Source organism: Tenacibaculum dicentrarchi (assembly GCF_964036635.1).
Lineage (GTDB): Bacteria > Bacteroidota > Bacteroidia > Flavobacteriales > Flavobacteriaceae > Polaribacter > Polaribacter dicentrarchi.
The window spans coordinates 966,410-982,327 of record NZ_OZ038524.1 but is presented as its reverse complement, the minus strand read 5'-3'; the positions used below and the strand labels follow the sequence as shown (position 1 = coordinate 982,327).

Genomic DNA, 15,918 nt, shown 5'->3' with positions numbered 1-15,918 from the left:
AAAAATACTGTTTTAAAATCTTATTTTTGATTTCTTGATACATTACACCTGAAAACAACTTAATGAACTGGAAACAAGCAATAACAGATTATATCAATTATTTAAAAATAGAAAAAGGACTTGCCAAAAATTCTATTAATGGTTATTCAAGAGATGTAAAAAAACTGATTTTATTTGTTGATACGCTTGAAAATTATAGCAGTCCAATTAATATTACTTCGGAAATAATTAAGCAATTTATATACGATAGCGGAAAAAATTTAAATGCAAAAAGTCAGGCACGGTTAATTTCGGGATTACGCAGTTTTTTTGATTATTTAATTTTTGAAGATTATCGAAAAGACAATCCGACCGATTTAATCGAAAGCCCAAATACGATGCGAAAATTACCCGATACGCTCGAAAAAGAAGAAATTGACAACCTAATTAACGCCATTGATTTGAGTCATCCGCAGGGCGAACGCAATAAAACGATTATTGAAACCATTTTTAGTTGCGGTTTGCGAGTTAGCGAATTAATTAATTTGCAACTTTCCGATTTATTTTTTGATGAAGGCTATATTCGAGTATTAGGAAAGGGAAATAAATATCGTTTTGTACCGATTCATAGTACAACTATTTCCCGCTTAAATTTTTATATTGATGATATTCGCCCAGCAATAATCCCGAAGGAAAAGGAAGAAGATATTATTTTTTTAAACAGACGAGGAAGCCGATTAAGTCGTCAAATGATTTTTATGATTTTGAAAGAGTTAGCGATAAAAATAAACCTTAAAAAAAGTATTGGTCCTCATACTTTGCGTCATTCTTTTGCGACTTATTTATTAAAAAACGGTGCAGATTTACGTGTTATTCAGCAATTATTAGGGCACGAAAGTATTACAACCACCGAAATTTACGTGCATTTAGATACCAGCTATTTAAAAGAAGTTGTTGATTTACATCACCCAAGAAGTTCAATGAATATTAATGACCAATAAAATAATTTATAGTTGAAAAATCGAATCCGTCAAAGGAATTTTATTTCAGTTTCGCATACTGATTTTCCGTAGTTATTAATTTTATGTGATTCTAAAATAAATTCAGAATGACGTTTATACCTTAAAAAAGATACTTTATTTAAAATTTAAAGAAACTCTTATACTTTTTGATTTTAGCATTACACAAAATCAGAAAAAAATATAAAATTGAGCATTAAGGTAAAAAACAACTAAAATATAAAGAAAATATAATTTTTACAGAAATGTAAAACGAAAATAAAAGACACAAAAAATGGCAAGCTACCTACATCACACTGCTACAACCTAATACCCTTGCTGCGTTCCCGCCCTGGGGGAGTTCAAAGGGAGCTAGTTGTGTAGAACTTGCCGTGGCAAATATACATCCTTTTTTGAAACTGACAATAAAAAAAATAGCTTTTTTTTCATGATATTTTTAACTCGCTGACTGCTAATATATTGTTTAAAAACTTTTTTAAAAAAAATTTAGAATCGAAAACAAAATAATATATTTGTACTAACTAACTCAATTAATTCAATGGAAAATCAAACGCAAAGCAGAAACATTATTTTAAATTACGGCTTAATTTATGGAGCAATAATTATCTTTATCAATTTAATAATTTACGCATTAGGAATGACTTTTGACACAACAGGTGGTGTTATTAATATGGTTGCCCTTATGCTTTGTATTGTCGTATTACCTGTGTTAGCAATTAAAAAATTTAAAAAAGAGAATAATGGTTTACTTATTTGGGGGCAAGCTTTGAAAATAGGCGTTGGTATTGTTGCTGTTGGGGCAGTTATTAGTATTATATACACCCATGTTTTTACAGGTATTATTGAGCCTAATTTTTACAATCAGTTAGCCGATTTTCAAACAGGAAAATTTTTAGATGCAGGTTTGTCAGAAGATCAAATTGAAAGTCAATTAGCCATGCAAGCTAAATTTCAAGGAACTATTATTGGCGATGCTTTAGGACTTTTGTTTTATGTATTTTTAGGATTTATAATATCGGCTATTACAGGGGCTATTATGAAACATACTCCAGAAGATGAATACTAAAATTATTAAAAAGGTAACTTATAAAGTTTTTGAAATACTCCAAATATTCTAAAGACTTTGTAACTTTACCTTTTTTTAATTTGTACATACTAATTTGCATCAAAAAACATGGATATATCGGTAGTTATACCACTTCTTAATGAAGAAGAATCTTTACTAGAATTACACAATTGGATTGCTAAAATTATGCAATCCAATACTTATTTATATGAAATTATTTTTATTGATGATGGTAGCACCGATACTTCTTGGCAGGTAATTGAGCAATTATCCGAAGAAAATAATGCCGTAAAAGGAATTCATTTTCAAAAAAACTACGGAAAATCGCAAGCTTTAGATGCTGGTTTTGGTTTAGCTGAAGGAAATGTAGTTATTACTATGGATGCAGATTTACAAGATAGCCCTGATGAAATCCCTGGATTATATGAAATGATAACAAACCAAAATTTTGATTTAGTTTCAGGATGGAAAAAGAAACGTTACGACAATCTTCTTACCAAAAATATTCCATCTAAATTATTTAATTGGGCGGCTCGTAAAACATCTGGATTAAAATTAAACGATTTCAACTGCGGATTAAAAGCTTATAAAAACGAAGTAATTAAAACTGTAAAAGTTAGTGGCGAAATGCATCGTTATATTCCTGTTTTAGCGAAAAACGAAGGTTTTAATAATATTGGCGAAAAAGTAGTACAGCATCAAGCACGTAAATACGGCGTTACTAAATTTGGAATCGATCGGTTTATAAATGGATTTTTAGATTTAATTACGATTTCCTTTTTATCAAAATTCGGAAAACGACCAATGCACTTTTTTGGACTTTGGGGAAGTTTAATGTTTATATTCGGCTTTTTATCAGCATTTATTATTGGTTCACTAAAAATTTATCACTTATTTTCAGGTATAAAAGCTATTTTAGTTACTAATAATCCGTTATTTTATATCGCTTTAACATCAATGATTTTAGGAACACTTTTATTTTTAGCTGGCTTTTTAGGCGAATTAATTATAAAAAGTAATCCACAACAAAAACACTACACAATTAAAGAAAAATTAAACTTTTAAAATACGTACTTTGTACGCTATTTATATAACTTATAATTTATGGAAGAGATTTTAAACAAAGCTAAATTATGGCTTTCTGAATCATTTGATTCAGCTACTAGAAATGAAATTGAACAATTAATAAGCGAAAAATCGGACGATTTAGCCGACCGTTTTTATAAAAATTTAGAATTCGGAACTGGCGGAATGCGTGGAATTGTAGGCGCAGGAACGAACAGAATCAACAAATATACTTTAGGGAAAGCAACACAAGGTTTAAGTAATTATTTACATCAAATACATCCGAAGAAAGAATTAAAAGTAGCGATTGGCTATGATTGTCGTCATGACAGTAAATGGTTAGCAAAAGTAGTTGCCGATGTGTTTTCTGCAAATAACATCAAAGTTTTTCTTTTTGAAGACCTACGCCCTACTCCTGAACTTTCGTTTGCAGTAAGTCATTTAGGTTGCGATGTTGGAATCGTTTTAACAGCTTCTCATAATCCGCCTGAATATAATGGTTATAAAGTTTATTGGTCTGATGGAGGTCAAATTGTTCCACCTGAAGATACTGAAATTATAAATGAAGTAAATTCATTAGCTTTTACAGATATTAATTTTAAAGCAAATGAAGAATTAATTTCGAGCATCGGAAGTGAAATTGATGAAGCTTTTTGGCAAGCATCTATTAAAAATGGAACTTTTGATGTAAAAGGACGAGAAGATTTAAAAATTGTTTTTACTTCTTTACACGGAACTTCTATTAAATTAATTCCTGAAGTTTTAAAACGTGCAGGTTATACGCAAGTTTATATTGTTGATGAACAAGCCGAGCCAGATGGAAGTTTTCCAACGGTAAAATCTCCAAACCCTGAAGAACCTGAAGCTTTACAAATGGCGGTGGATTTAGCGAATAAAGTAGGTGCTGATATCGTTTTAGGAACTGACCCCGATTCTGATAGAATTGGTATTGCTGTTCGTGATTTAGAAGGAAATATGAAATTATTAAACGGAAATCAGACCATGAGTATGATGACCGATTTTTTAATTAACGATTGGAAAAATAACGGGAAATTAAACGGAAAACAATTTGTAGGTTCTACTATTGTTTCTACGAATTTGGTAAACGAAATAGCTAGTTCATACGATGTTGAAACTAAAGTTGGTTTAACTGGTTTTAAATGGATTGCTAAAATGATTAAAGATTTCCCAGAGCTTGATTTTATTGGCGGTGGAGAAGAAAGTTTTGGTTATATGGTGGGTGATTTTGTAAGAGATAAAGATGCGGTAACGGCTGCTTTATTAGCTTGTGAAATTGCTTCGGATGCAAAAGCAAATAACAGTTCGTTTTATTATGAATTATTAAACTTATACACTCGTAATAATTTTTATAAAGAACACTTAATTTCTATTGTTAAAAAAGGAATGGACGGCGCACAGCAAATCAAACAAATGATGGCTGATTTACGTAGTAATCCTTTTACAGAAATAGACAATACTAAGGTTGAGTTTTTATATGATTATCAATCATCAATTAAAAAGAATTTAATTACTGGTGAAGAAGTAATTATGGATATTCCAAAATCGAATGTGCTAATTTATCAAACTACCGACGGAACAAAAATAGCTGCTCGCCCAAGTGGAACAGAGCCTAAAATAAAGTTTTATTTCAGTGTTAAAACAGCATTAGATTCGGTTAAAAATGCAGAAGCTATTGAAGTATCATTAGATGCAAAAATTCAAAGAATTATTAAAGAAATGAAACTAAATTAATGGGATATTTTAAAGATATATTAAAATATGAAAAAAAGTATCGAAAATTTACAGTTCTAAATATTGTATTTAATATACTTTACGCAATTTTTAATGTGCTATCAGTTTTAGCTTTTATCCCTGTTTTAGGAATTCTATTTGGTACTGATAAAAAAATTATAAATAAACCAAACTATGAAGGTCTTAGTAAAATTGGTGATTTTCTAAAAGATAGTTTTTATCATTTTATATCAGAAAAAATAAAAACAGAAGGTGACATAAATACACTTGTATTTATTTGCTTATTAGCACTTTCATTATTTTTTCTAAAAAACTTATTTAGATATTTAGCGTCTTATGTTATTGCTTTTTTAAGAACAGGTATTGTAAAAGACCTACGAGATAAACTCTACGATAAAATTGTTGAGTTACCGATTTCTTATTTTTCCGAAAAAAGAAAAGGAGATATCATAGCACGTATGACTTCTGATGTACAAGAGGTAGAAGGTTCTATTATATCATCAATAGAAACCATTGTTAGAGAACCTTTAACAGTTATAATATCTATCTCTATCATGCTTTTTATGAGTTTAAAACTCACCTTATTTGTTTTTGTTTTACTACCTGTTTCTGGTGTTATAATATCATCTATAAGTAAAAAACTAAAAGCAAATTCAGCAAAAGCACAAAAAGAAACTGGTAATTTTTTATCTTTTATTGAAGAAACATTAACCGGCTTAAGAATAATTAAGGGTTTTAATGCTGAAGGTGTAATTGCAACAAAATTCAATAACTCTACAAGTAATTTTAAACAATTAACGACAAGTGTTTTTCATAGGAAATCATTAGCTTCACCTATGAGTGAGTTTTTAGGTTCTGCAACCATTATTGCCATTCTTTGGTACGGAGGAACCGAAGTTCTATCTAAAACAAGTGCACTACAACCAGATGAGTTTTTTGGTTATATTGTATTGTTTTACACCGTTTTAAACCCTATAAAATTAATAACATCAACGTTTTATAATATCCAAAAAGGTGAAGCTTCTGCAGAAAGAATTATGACGGTCTTAAATACAGAAAACACTATTAAAGACAAATCAAATGCAACCATAAAAGAGACCTTTAAAAATAAAATTGAATTTAAAAACATTTCTTTTAAATATAAAGATGATTATGTTTTAAAAGATTTTACATTAACTATTAATAAAGGCGAAACTGTTGCTTTGGTTGGGCAGTCTGGGAGTGGAAAATCTACTTTAGCAAACCTTATTACTCGTTTTTATGATGTAAACAAAGGAGAGGTGGTAATTGATGATGACAATATTAGAGACATCACCAAAAAATCTTTAAGAAATTTGATGGGAATTGTATCACAAGATTCTATTTTATTTAATGACACTATCACAAACAACCTTAAATTAGGGTCACAAAACGCCAATGATACTGCTGTTTTAGAAGCTGCAAAAATTGCAAATGCTGATGAATTTATTCAAAATTTACCAGAAAAATACAATACAAATATTGGTGACAGTGGAAACACACTTTCTGGAGGACAAAAACAACGTTTATCTATTGCAAGAGCTGTTTTAAAGAATCCACCAATTATGATTTTAGATGAAGCAACCTCAGCTTTAGACACAGAGTCTGAACAATTGGTACAAGTTGCATTAGAAAAAATGATGCAAAATAGAACTTCTTTAGTAATCGCACATAGATTATCGACCATTCAAAATGCCGATAAAATTGTTGTGATGAAAAAAGGTGCAATCGTTGAGCAAGGAAAACATGATGAATTATTAGCTAAAAAAGGCGAATATTATAAATTAGTAACCATGCAATCTTTAGCGTAAAATTAAATTATCAATATATATAATTAACAAAAAAAAGAGAAGTTTATTAAAACTTCTCTTTTTTTACTTTATGAAAACTAAACTAATTCTAAGCCTAAGTTTTTTCCTTTTAATATCATAAAATCGTAACAAGCTTTATGTTCATTAGGAATTTCACCTTCTAAAATGGCTTCTTTTATGGCTTCTTTTATCTGTCCTATTTCTCTACAAGGTGTTAAATTAAAAGCCTTCATAATTTCTTCTCCAGTAATTGGCGGTTGAAAATTACGGACTTTGTCTCGTGCTTCAACTTCTTTAATTTTTTCACGAACCAATTTAAAATTCTTGTGATATCTACTAAATTTCTTCGGATTTTTAGTCGTTATATCTGCTTCACAAAGTGTCATTAATGAATCGACATCATCACCAGCATCAAAAACTAACCTACGCACAGCAGAATCTGTTACATCACTAGCCAACACAATTGGTCGAGAACTTAGCATGACCATTTTTTGAACAAATTTCATTTTATTGTTCAATGGCATTTTTAATCGCTTAAATAATTTATAAACCATTTTAGAGCCTACAAATTCATGTGCATGAAACGTCCAACCTTGTTTTTTATGGTAACGCTTTGTAGGTGCTTTACCAATATCATGTAATAAAGCTGACCAACGAAGCCAAACATCATCTGTATTTTCAGCAATATTATCTACAACTTCTAAAGTATGATAAAAATTATCTTTATGTTTTTGTCCTTCTACCTCTTCTACTCCTTTTAATGCTGTTAATTCTGGAATAATACGCTTTAATAAAGCTGTTTTTTCCAACAATAAAAACCCTACAGAAGGTTTTGAAGATGCTAAAATTTTATTCAATTCAACAACAATTCGTTCTTTTGTTATGATGTCAATTCGCTTTGCATTTTTAGTAATTGCATGTAGCGATGCTTCTTCAATTACAAAGTTTAATTGAGAGGCAAAACGAATAGCACGCATCATACGTAAAGGATCATCAGAATAGGTAATATCAGGATTTAAAGGCGTTTTTATGATTTTATCTTCTAAATCAGCAATACCATCAAAAGGGTCTAATAATAGTCCGAAAGTTTCTTTATTTAAAGATAACGCTAAGGCATTTATAGTAAAATCACGCCTATTTTGGTCATCTTGTAAAGTTCCTGAAATTACTTGAGGGTTTCGACTATCTTCGGTATAAGATTCTTTTCTTGCTCCTACAAACTCAATTTCTACATCATTATAACGCAACATTGCAGTTCCATAGGTTTTAAAAACTTGAACTTTTGGTTTATTTGGCAATAAAGAAGCTACTTTTTGAGCCAATTCGATACCACTACCAACAGCCACGACATCAATATCTTTTGCCGTACCTCTTTTTAAAATAAAATCACGAACAAAGCCACCAATTACGTAACTTTCTAATTGTAATTGTTCAGCTGCTTTACTTATATATTGAAATATTTCGGCAGAAATTGCCTCTTTATAATATTGATTTTGCATAAATTATTCTCTTATCACATTCACAGAAGTACCCACTACTTTTAAAATTGTAGAGGATTTTTCGGTTGTCTTATCTTGATGCAAAGCTACTACATAATCTACACTTTGTAAAATTGCGGTACTTATTTCTGAAAATGTTTTTGGCGTAGGTTCTCCACTAACATTAGCCGATGTAGATACAATGGGTTTTCCAAAAGCTTTTATCAATTGTAAACAAAAATCATCTTTAGGTATTCTGATAGCGATTGTATTATCAGAAGCAATCGTGTTTTTTGCTAAATTTTTAGGATTTGGATATATAATTGTTGTTGGTTTTTCGGTTATTTTTAAAATATTCAAAACAGTTTCTGAAACAGCATGGACATATTTTTTAAGCATTTCAACAGAATCAACTAAAATTATTAAACTTTTAGATTCTTCCCTATTTTTTAGTTGATATATTTTTTGAACAGCCTCAAAATTTGTGGCATCACAACCAATTCCCCAAACCGTATCGGTTGGATAGAGGATTGTTTTTCTATCATTTAGGATTTTTAATATACTTTTATATTTCATTCTCAAAGTTAGAGTCTAATTTTTTATCAACCCATTTTAAAATATATTTCAAAGAGCTTTTAGGGGCTGTTTCTAAACTTTGTAAACACATGAATAAGACCTTATCTCCTTTTATTTTTGCTTTTAGTATCTTATTTCTTATTTTGAGATAATTAAATGACTGAATATAACACAATGCTAATTTAGATTCTTGAATTACTGTCTTATTTTTTATTTCTAAATGATTTACTAAGCCTTGTGGTACGTATTGGTTTATATGCCTGAATTTACATTCAATATTTCTTTTTTGAACATTTTCATTGTTTTTAAAAAAAGTTTCAAAAGTAGATACTCTCATAGGGTATGGCGTATGATGAAAATCATAACTTTTTTTAAAGCCTACTATTTTAGCACCTGTTTCTTTTGCTTTTCGGTGAGAAACTTTATTTTTTTTATTTTTAGAAGAAAATATTCTTTTATAAAGAATGTTTTCATTAAATTTAATCCACTGACCTCTTAATACGGGAAATCCATCAATAAAAAAATCGGTTTTTTTTGTTTTATTTATTAAAAACATATCGTCATTAAAATACACAAAATGCTCTGACAAATTAGGGATTCTATATAACATTGTTTCTATAGATTGAGAATTAAAAGTTGGTAGGTATTCCTCATATCCTTTAAAAATGATTGTATGGTCTATAATTTTTAAAGTAACACCTAATAATAATGCTTTTTCTTTTAAATCATTAAAATTCTTAGGTCTTTGATTATCAGTAACTACATAGATATTCTTAATAAATGTAGCAAATTTTAATATTGACACAATAGCTATATCAATTTCATTTATAGAGTTATACCTTGTAGAATCTTCTTTATTATTCCAATCTATTTTTTTATCTAAATATTGATTTATTTTATCCCTCCAAAGCTCATCAGAGCTATCAACCCATGTAATTACAGCGTCTATTTGCATTTATTTTTTATCTTTTAATAAAATATCATTTAACTTAAAAAACTCAGATAATGCCAACCACTGAACCTCATTTTTATTTTTCTTTATGTTTTCATCTTTTAAAGAAACCTTTTGAGAACCAATAATAGGAATTGGTTCAGCAGGTTTATTTGATGATTGTCTAGAAATAACATTATTAGCTAGTGCCATAGCTTTAAACCATAAATCATCTGCTTTTGGGGCTAATTTCATAAATAAATCAACGTCATGAACTTTTGAAGGCATTGCATTTACAGGATACAAAATACCCCACGCACCAATTGGCAATAATCTATCCGAAGGTTTATTTTCATCTATAATTCGCCAATCAACAAAAGGTTTATAAGTTCCGTCAGCATTAATTTTTATTTGTGTGGTGGTATTTCCGATAATATCTTTCGGATATTTTAAATGCTCTTTATATAATTTTGATAACCAATCTTCCTTGTAAATTAAGTCATCATCACAAGTTATTATTGGCATATCAGGATATTCAATTAAAGAATGTATTAATTTTCTATGTGAACATTTTAAATTGGAATATTTTATCTCAAAAAAAGCGCCTTGTAAATTTGATAATCTTTTAGGTAACTTATTTTTTAAGCCATCATGCAGCCATAAAACAATTTTAGAAGGCAGTACTTTATCTTGATTTAAGATGCTTTTTATTACTAAATCTAAGTTATTTAATCTTTCAGGAATCGATGTTAAAGATACTATTATGGGTAATTTTGTTTTATTTTTAACCAAACTATCTGCTGATCGTAGCCGTAAATAACAAGAATAAAAGATCGATTTAGGTAATTCTTTAATAACTTTCATTTAAAAGATGTTTTTTGATTAATTTTTCGCCAGCAGGTATTTTAGGTAATTCAAAATAATCGCCAATAATTTTATTGTATTTTTTCGGATAAAAATCTCTTCTTCCATCCCCTGGATAAAAAGTCATTTCACCAAAAGTAATTGTATTGTTTACCGAATAAAAATCAACTCTAACAAAAGGAAAACTTTCAGATAATTTACCAGCAAGTTCTACCATTTTTGATAAGGTTTGCGGTTTTCCAAAATCTTCTTGAATCAGCTTATCTGCAGGTGAATCTGAAAAAGGTAATTTTTTAAATTCAAAATCGTAAAAAGCACTTTTATGATTTTTTTCTCTATCTAAGTGAACTTCCAAAAATTTAGGTATTCCATTAAAGCAATAAAATTTATAATCGGTTAATGAATCTCTATTTTCATTTTTGATGAATTTCTCAGCAATAATACGAGGTTTCACATCTTTATATGCCCATTCTTGCCCTGTTCGTTTATATTGATTTTTACGCAACCATTTAGCCATTAAACGCTTTGTTTTGGCTTTATTTAAAGTGGTTTTATCTTTAACAACCAAATTGATATTACATCCGTGCGTACCTTTTAATACAAATTGATTTGGTAATTTATCAAAATTAACTTCCGATGGTTTATTAAAAACACCATAACATTCATTTAAATAATCTTCCCCTATTTTATCTTTTACAAATGCTCTAACAGCATATTTATCAACAAGAGTATTTAAAATTTTAGGTCTAAAAAAAACTTTATACCACGATAATTTCTGATTAAATTCAATTAAATTATCATAATCTAATTTTTTACCTGAATAATATTCATAATAATGTTTAATATAATAAGGAGCAGGTAAAAATCTCAATCTTTTAATAATTGTTACCCAGGTTTTTCGTAAAAACATAAAATGCAGTAATTATTTTGCTCAAAAATAATATATTTTAAAAGAATCATGATTACTTTTGAAGCAAATATTTTTTATGAAAACTACTGAAATATCAATAATTATAACGACCTACAATGCAACTGAGTGGTTACAGAAAGTTATTTGGGGCTACCATCAGCAAACATATTCTAATTTTGAATTAGTGATTGCCGATGACGGCTCAAAACAAGAAACTAAAGAACTTATTGATACCTTACGAAAAGAAGTTTCTTTTCCTATTACGCACGTTTGGCATGAAGATAACGGTTTTCAAAAAACAATTATTTTAAATAAAGCTCTTTTAAAAAGCAAAGGCGAGTATCTTATTATTTCTGATGGAGATTGTATTCCTAAAAAAGATTTTGTAGCAACACACTATAAAAAACGAAAAAAAGGTTGTTTTTTATCGGCAGCTTATTTTAAGCTTCCAATGAATATTTCTAAATTAATAACTAAAGAACACATTATTTCCCAACAATGTTTCGATATTAATTGGCTAAAACAAAACGGTTTAAAAAAGAGTTTCAAAAACAACAAATTAACTGCTAAAGGACTAAAACAAAGTATATTAAATAATTTCACACCAACAAAACCAACTTGGAATGGTGCAAATTCATCGGCTTGGAAAAAAGATATTATTGCCGTAAATGGTTTTGATGAACGTATGCAATATGGCGGATTAGATGTTGAACTTGGCGAACGATTATGCAATAATAACATCAAGCCTATACAAATACGATACAGTGCCGTTACCGTACACTTAGACCATCCGAGAGGCTACGCAAACCCTGAAAGTTGGAAACTAAATAATGCTATTCGAAAAAATGTTCGAACAAAAAAAATAACATGGACTGATTACGGTATTATTAAAAAATCATAAAAAAACGCACAAAATCATAATTTGTGCGTTTTTGTTTAGTTTTCAAGAAATATTTCAATAAATAATATTAAACTGCTACATCATATTCTCTTAATGCATCGTTTAATGAAGTTTTCTTATTCGTACTTTCTTTACGTTTACCAATAATTAAAGCACAAGGAACTTGAAATTCGCCTGCTGGAAATTTCTTGGTGTAACTACCAGGAATCACTACTGAACGAGCAGGAACAACTCCTTTCGTTTCAACAGGTTCATCACCAGTAACATCAATAATTTTAGTACTCATTGTTAATACAACATTTGCACCTAAAACCGCTTCTTTTTCAACTTTTACACCTTCTACAACAATACAACGAGAACCAATAAAAGCACCGTCTTCTATAATTACTGGAGCTGCTTGTAATGGCTCTAAAACACCACCAATTCCTACACCGCCTGATAAATGTACATTTTTACCAATCTGAGCACAAGAACCTACCGTTGCCCAAGTATCAACCATTGTTCCTTCATCGACATAAGCACCAATATTTACATAACTTGGCATTAAAATAGTTCCTGCCGAAATGTATGCTCCATGACGTGCAACTGCATTTGGCACAACTCTAATTCCTTTTTCAGCAAAGTTTTTCTTTAATGGAATTTTATCATGATATTCAAAAATACCCGCTTCTAAAGTTTCCATTTTCTGAATAGGGAAATATAAAACAACGGCTTTTTTTACCCACTCATTAACTTGCCAACCATTATCAGTAGGTTCAGCTACACGTAACGCACCTGAATCTAATAAATCAACTACTTCTCTAATGGCGTTAATCGTAGTTTCTTCTTGTAATAAATCACGATTTCCCCACGCTTTTTCTATAATATCTTGTAATGTTGTCATCTTTAAAAATTAAAATTTTCTACAAATATAAAATCTATGTTACTATTTTACACTAAAAGAATTAATTTAAACAGATGTTTTTTTCTTGTTTAAAAATACATATTTCAATAAAAAATGATAAAGATTATTAGAAGCAATTTCCCGCTTTTCGCACTCGCTTTTTTTATTTTTTCAAAAAGAAAAATAAAAAAGAGCTCAAACAAATGCTTCAATCGGGGCTAGGCATTTTTGCATCTATTTAAAAATTTTAACACTATTTATTATTTAAAAAACAATAGAAGTACAATTTATAAAGGTTTAAAACTTTATTTTTGTAAAAAATAAAAACATTTGGGACGAGTTTTAGCCATCGATTTTGGTAAAAAAAGAACAGGAATTGCAGTTACTGATGAATTACAAATTATTGCATCAGGATTAACGACAGTTAATACAAAAGAATTAATATCTTTTTTAAAAGACTACATAAAAAAAGAAAATGTAGCATTATTTATCATTGGAAAACCCAAGCAAATGGATAATTCCGACAGCCAAAGTGAAGCCTTGATACTTCCTTTTTTAGAAAAATTAGCAAAATCAATACCTAACATTCCTATCAAAAGAGAAGACGAACGTTTTACCTCAAAAATGGCGTTTCAAACCATGATTGATAGCGGACTCAACAAAAAACAACGTCAAAACAAGGCTTTAGTCGATGAAATAAGCGCTACAATCATCTTACAGTCGTATTTATACAATAAATAATTTCATACATAAACCATTCTTTGTATTTTCGTAACCTTAAAAAATTTAAAAACACATGATTTTACCCATTGTTGCTTACGGAGATCCCGTATTACGTAAAGTAGGAACAGAAATCGATAAAGATTATCCGCAGTTAGAAAAATTAATTGCGAATATGAAAGAAACAATGTACAATGCGCAAGGTGTCGGGTTGGCAGCACCGCAAATTGGTAAAGACATTCGTTTATTTTTAATCGATGCGTCACCTTTTGCTGATGATGAAGATTTATCCGAAGAAGACAGAAAAGCCTTAGAAAACTTTAATCATGTATTTATAAATGCAAAAATCATTAAAGAAGAAGGTGAAGAATGGGCTTTTAACGAAGGTTGTTTAAGTATTCCTAATGTTCGTGAAGATGTTTTTCGTCAAGAAACCATTACTATTGAATATCAAGATGAAAATTTTGACAAACACACCAAAGTTTTAAGCGGTTTAGCGGCACGTGTTTTTCAGCATGAATACGATCATATTGATGGTGTTTTATTTACTGATAAATTATCGACCTTAAAAAAACGCTTGATTAAAAAGAAATTAGAAAATATTTCTAAAGGAAAAGTAGACGCAGGTTACAGAATGCGTTTTCCTAATGCCAAGAAAAAATAGTCTTTTATATAAAGACACTAAAAACACCATAATATGGAATTTAACAAAGTTATAGCAGTTACTGGGAAACCAGGATTATTTGAAATTATCTCTCAAACAAAAACAGGAGTAATCGTTCGTTCAATTGTTGACGGTAAACGTTTTCCTATTGCAGCAACTCACAATGTAAGTTTATTAGAAAACATTGCTATTTATACTTACGAAGAAGAAGTGCCTTTAGCAATCATACTTAAAACTATGGATGAAAAACAAGAAGGTAAAGATGCACTTTCTCATAAAGAAAGTAACGATACTTTAATGGCTTATTTTGAAGAAGTTTTACCAGGTTTCGACAAAGAACGTGTATATGCTTCTAACATTAAAAAGGTAATTCAGTGGTATAATACTTTAGCTGCAGCTGGTTTTGATTTCAAAACCTTAGAGAAAGTAGCAACAACAGAAGAAGCTAAATAAATTATGAATACTCGTAAGCAACAATTAGACGCTTTTAACCGTTTGTTAGACATTATGGACGAACTTCGAGAGCAATGTCCGTGGGATAAAAAACAAACTTTAGAGAGTTTGCGTCATTTAACGATTGAAGAAACTTACGAATTAGCAGATGCCATTCTAGACAATGATTTAGAAGAGGTTAAAAAAGAATTAGGCGATGTGTTATTACACATCGTCTTTTATGCTAAAATTGGTAGCGAAAAAAAAGCGTTTGATATTGCTGATGTCGCCAATTCAATTTGTGATAAATTAATTCATCGTCATCCGCATATTTATAGCGATGTGGTGGTTAAAGATGAAGAAGAAGTAAAACGAAATTGGGAAAAATTAAAGCTAAAAGAAGGAAAAACTTCTGTTTTAGAAGGTGTTCCAAAGAGTTTACCTGCTTTGGTAAAAGCTAGTAGAATCCAAGAAAAAGTTGCTGGTGTTGGTTTTAAATGGGAAAAACCTGAGCAAGCTTGGGAAAAAATTCAAGAAGAAATTCAGGAATTAAACCAAGAAATAAACATCAAAAATAAAGGCGATAATAAAAACAACAATCAAGCTGATAATCATAAAAACATCGAAAAAGAGTTTGGCGATGTGTTATTTTCACTGATTAATTACGCAAATTTGATGAAAGTAAATCCTGAAAATGCCTTAGAAAAAACGAATAAAAAATTTATCAATCGTTTTCAATATTTAGAAGAAGAAGCCAAAAAACAAGGCAAAGAAATTTCTGATATGACTTTAAACGAAATGAATACTTATTGGGAAAAATCAAAAGATTTTTTTGAGTAAAATTCGCTA

Annotated in this window: 16 protein-coding genes and 1 other RNA gene; 10 read left to right on the top strand and 7 right to left on the bottom strand. The window is 29.5% G+C overall.

Annotated elements, in window-relative coordinates; genetic code table 11:
- Positions 1-62 precede the first annotated feature (62 nt).
- Positions 63-980 carry a site-specific tyrosine recombinase gene (locus ABNT14_RS04480; RefSeq protein WP_101903454.1) on the top strand — a complete coding sequence of 306 codons (918 nt, stop codon included), beginning with the start codon at positions 63-65 and terminating at the stop codon, positions 978-980.
- 290 nt (positions 981-1,270) lie between these two features.
- On the opposite strand, the gene ffs is transcribed toward ABNT14_RS04480, so the two are convergent.
- Positions 1,271-1,370, bottom strand: an RNA gene (gene ffs / locus ABNT14_RS04475) — signal recognition particle sRNA small type.
- 166 nt (positions 1,371-1,536) lie between these two features.
- Here ffs and ABNT14_RS04470 point away from each other — a divergent pair.
- From ABNT14_RS04470 to ABNT14_RS04455, 4 genes are all read left to right on the top strand, one after another.
- Positions 1,537-2,064, top strand: coding sequence for a DUF4199 domain-containing protein (locus ABNT14_RS04470; protein ID WP_101903455.1), 528 nt, complete (start codon positions 1,537-1,539; stop codon positions 2,062-2,064).
- A 108-nt stretch (positions 2,065-2,172) separates the two neighbouring features.
- Positions 2,173-3,129: a glycosyltransferase family 2 protein gene (locus ABNT14_RS04465; RefSeq protein WP_101903456.1), complete on the top strand. Its 957-nt coding sequence runs from the start codon at positions 2,173-2,175 to the stop codon at positions 3,127-3,129.
- Between the two features lie 39 nt (positions 3,130-3,168).
- A complete protein-coding gene (locus tag ABNT14_RS04460; protein WP_101903457.1) occupies positions 3,169-4,881 on the top strand; it encodes a phospho-sugar mutase in 1,713 nt (570 codons plus the stop codon).
- Positions 4,881-6,710 carry an ABC transporter ATP-binding protein gene (locus ABNT14_RS04455; protein ID WP_101903458.1) on the top strand — a complete coding sequence of 610 codons (1,830 nt, stop codon included), beginning with the start codon at positions 4,881-4,883 and terminating at the stop codon, positions 6,708-6,710. Before ABNT14_RS04460 ends, ABNT14_RS04455 begins: the two co-directional genes overlap by 1 nt.
- Before the next feature lie 77 nt (positions 6,711-6,787).
- On the opposite strand, the gene ABNT14_RS04450 is transcribed toward ABNT14_RS04455, so the two are convergent.
- The 5 genes from ABNT14_RS04450 to ABNT14_RS04430 are packed head-to-tail and all read right to left on the bottom strand — an operon-like array spanning position 6,788 to position 11,430.
- Positions 6,788-8,209 carry a CCA tRNA nucleotidyltransferase gene (locus ABNT14_RS04450; protein ID WP_101903459.1) on the bottom strand — a complete coding sequence of 474 codons (1,422 nt, stop codon included), beginning with the start codon at positions 8,207-8,209 and terminating at the stop codon, positions 6,788-6,790.
- Positions 8,210-8,212: 3 nt separating this feature from the next.
- Positions 8,213-8,764 carry an L-threonylcarbamoyladenylate synthase gene (locus ABNT14_RS04445; RefSeq protein ID WP_101903460.1) on the bottom strand — a complete coding sequence of 184 codons (552 nt, stop codon included), beginning with the start codon at positions 8,762-8,764 and terminating at the stop codon, positions 8,213-8,215.
- A complete protein-coding gene (locus tag ABNT14_RS04440) occupies positions 8,754-9,719 on the bottom strand; it encodes a Stealth CR1 domain-containing protein (RefSeq protein WP_101903461.1) in 966 nt (321 codons plus the stop codon). Before ABNT14_RS04440 ends, ABNT14_RS04445 begins: the two co-directional genes overlap by 11 nt.
- Positions 9,720-10,559 (bottom strand): hypothetical protein, encoded by an 840-nt coding sequence (locus tag ABNT14_RS04435; protein WP_101903462.1) that lies wholly within the window; start codon positions 10,557-10,559, stop codon positions 9,720-9,722.
- Positions 10,546-11,430, bottom strand: a complete 885-nt coding sequence (locus tag ABNT14_RS04430) for an ATP-grasp fold amidoligase family protein (protein ID WP_232114366.1) — start codon at positions 11,428-11,430, stop codon at positions 10,546-10,548. Before ABNT14_RS04430 ends, ABNT14_RS04435 begins: the two co-directional genes overlap by 14 nt.
- 115 nt (positions 11,431-11,545) lie before the next feature.
- Here ABNT14_RS04430 and ABNT14_RS04425 point away from each other — a divergent pair, with 115 nt between their 5' ends.
- Positions 11,546-12,370: a glycosyltransferase gene (locus ABNT14_RS04425; protein WP_101903464.1), complete on the top strand. Its 825-nt coding sequence runs from the start codon at positions 11,546-11,548 to the stop codon at positions 12,368-12,370.
- A 67-nt stretch (positions 12,371-12,437) separates the two neighbouring features.
- Here the strand turns inward: ABNT14_RS04425 and ABNT14_RS04420 are convergent, their stop codons facing one another.
- A complete protein-coding gene (locus tag ABNT14_RS04420) occupies positions 12,438-13,253 on the bottom strand; it encodes a 2,3,4,5-tetrahydropyridine-2,6-dicarboxylate N-succinyltransferase (RefSeq protein ID WP_101903465.1) in 816 nt (271 codons plus the stop codon).
- Positions 13,254-13,583: 330 nt separating this feature from the next.
- Between ABNT14_RS04420 and ruvX the strand changes: the two genes are divergently transcribed.
- From ruvX to mazG, 4 genes are read left to right on the top strand one after another with little or no spacing between them, the layout of a single operon-like run.
- Positions 13,584-13,994 (top strand): Holliday junction resolvase RuvX, encoded by a 411-nt coding sequence (gene ruvX, locus ABNT14_RS04415; RefSeq protein ID WP_101903466.1) that lies wholly within the window; start codon positions 13,584-13,586, stop codon positions 13,992-13,994.
- 55 nt (positions 13,995-14,049) lie between these two features.
- The gene (gene def, locus ABNT14_RS04410; protein WP_101903467.1) at positions 14,050-14,637 is read left to right on the top strand and encodes a peptide deformylase; all 588 of its coding nucleotides are present in this window, start codon (positions 14,050-14,052) and stop codon (positions 14,635-14,637) included.
- A gap of 33 nt (positions 14,638-14,670) precedes the next feature.
- Entirely contained in the window at positions 14,671-15,090 is a 420-nt protein-coding gene (locus ABNT14_RS04405) for a DUF5606 family protein (RefSeq protein WP_101903468.1), read from the top strand.
- A 3-nt stretch (positions 15,091-15,093) separates the two neighbouring features.
- A complete protein-coding gene (gene mazG / locus ABNT14_RS04400) occupies positions 15,094-15,909 on the top strand; it encodes a nucleoside triphosphate pyrophosphohydrolase (RefSeq protein ID WP_101903469.1) in 816 nt (271 codons plus the stop codon).
- Positions 15,910-15,918: the final 9 nt, after the last annotated feature.

Bases quoted from the DNA above. Each gene is read 5' to 3' on its own strand.
- ABNT14_RS04455 (WP_101903458.1), top strand. From the start codon at position 4,881: ATGGGATATTTTAAAGATATATTAAAATATGAAAAAAAGTATCGAAAA.
- ABNT14_RS04435 (WP_101903462.1), bottom strand. From the start codon at position 10,559: ATGAAAGTTATTAAAGAATTACCTAAATCGATCTTTTATTCTTGTTAT.
- ABNT14_RS04445 (WP_101903460.1), bottom strand. From the start codon at position 8,764: ATGAAATATAAAAGTATATTAAAAATCCTAAATGATAGAAAAACAATC.
- ABNT14_RS04440 (WP_101903461.1), bottom strand. From the start codon at position 9,719: ATGCAAATAGACGCTGTAATTACATGGGTTGATAGCTCTGATGAGCTT.
- ABNT14_RS04470 (WP_101903455.1), top strand. From the start codon at position 1,537: ATGGAAAATCAAACGCAAAGCAGAAACATTATTTTAAATTACGGCTTA.
- mazG (WP_101903469.1), top strand. From the start codon at position 15,094: ATGAATACTCGTAAGCAACAATTAGACGCTTTTAACCGTTTGTTAGAC.
- def (WP_101903467.1), top strand. From the start codon at position 14,050: ATGATTTTACCCATTGTTGCTTACGGAGATCCCGTATTACGTAAAGTA.
- ABNT14_RS04405 (WP_101903468.1), top strand. From the start codon at position 14,671: ATGGAATTTAACAAAGTTATAGCAGTTACTGGGAAACCAGGATTATTT.
- ABNT14_RS04450 (WP_101903459.1), bottom strand. From the start codon at position 8,209: ATGCAAAATCAATATTATAAAGAGGCAATTTCTGCCGAAATATTTCAA.
- ABNT14_RS04420 (WP_101903465.1), bottom strand. From the start codon at position 13,253: ATGACAACATTACAAGATATTATAGAAAAAGCGTGGGGAAATCGTGAT.
- ABNT14_RS04425 (WP_101903464.1), top strand. From the start codon at position 11,546: ATGAAAACTACTGAAATATCAATAATTATAACGACCTACAATGCAACT.
- ABNT14_RS04465 (WP_101903456.1), top strand. From the start codon at position 2,173: ATGGATATATCGGTAGTTATACCACTTCTTAATGAAGAAGAATCTTTA.
- ABNT14_RS04460 (WP_101903457.1), top strand. From the start codon at position 3,169: ATGGAAGAGATTTTAAACAAAGCTAAATTATGGCTTTCTGAATCATTT.
- ABNT14_RS04480 (WP_101903454.1), top strand. From the start codon at position 63: ATGAACTGGAAACAAGCAATAACAGATTATATCAATTATTTAAAAATA.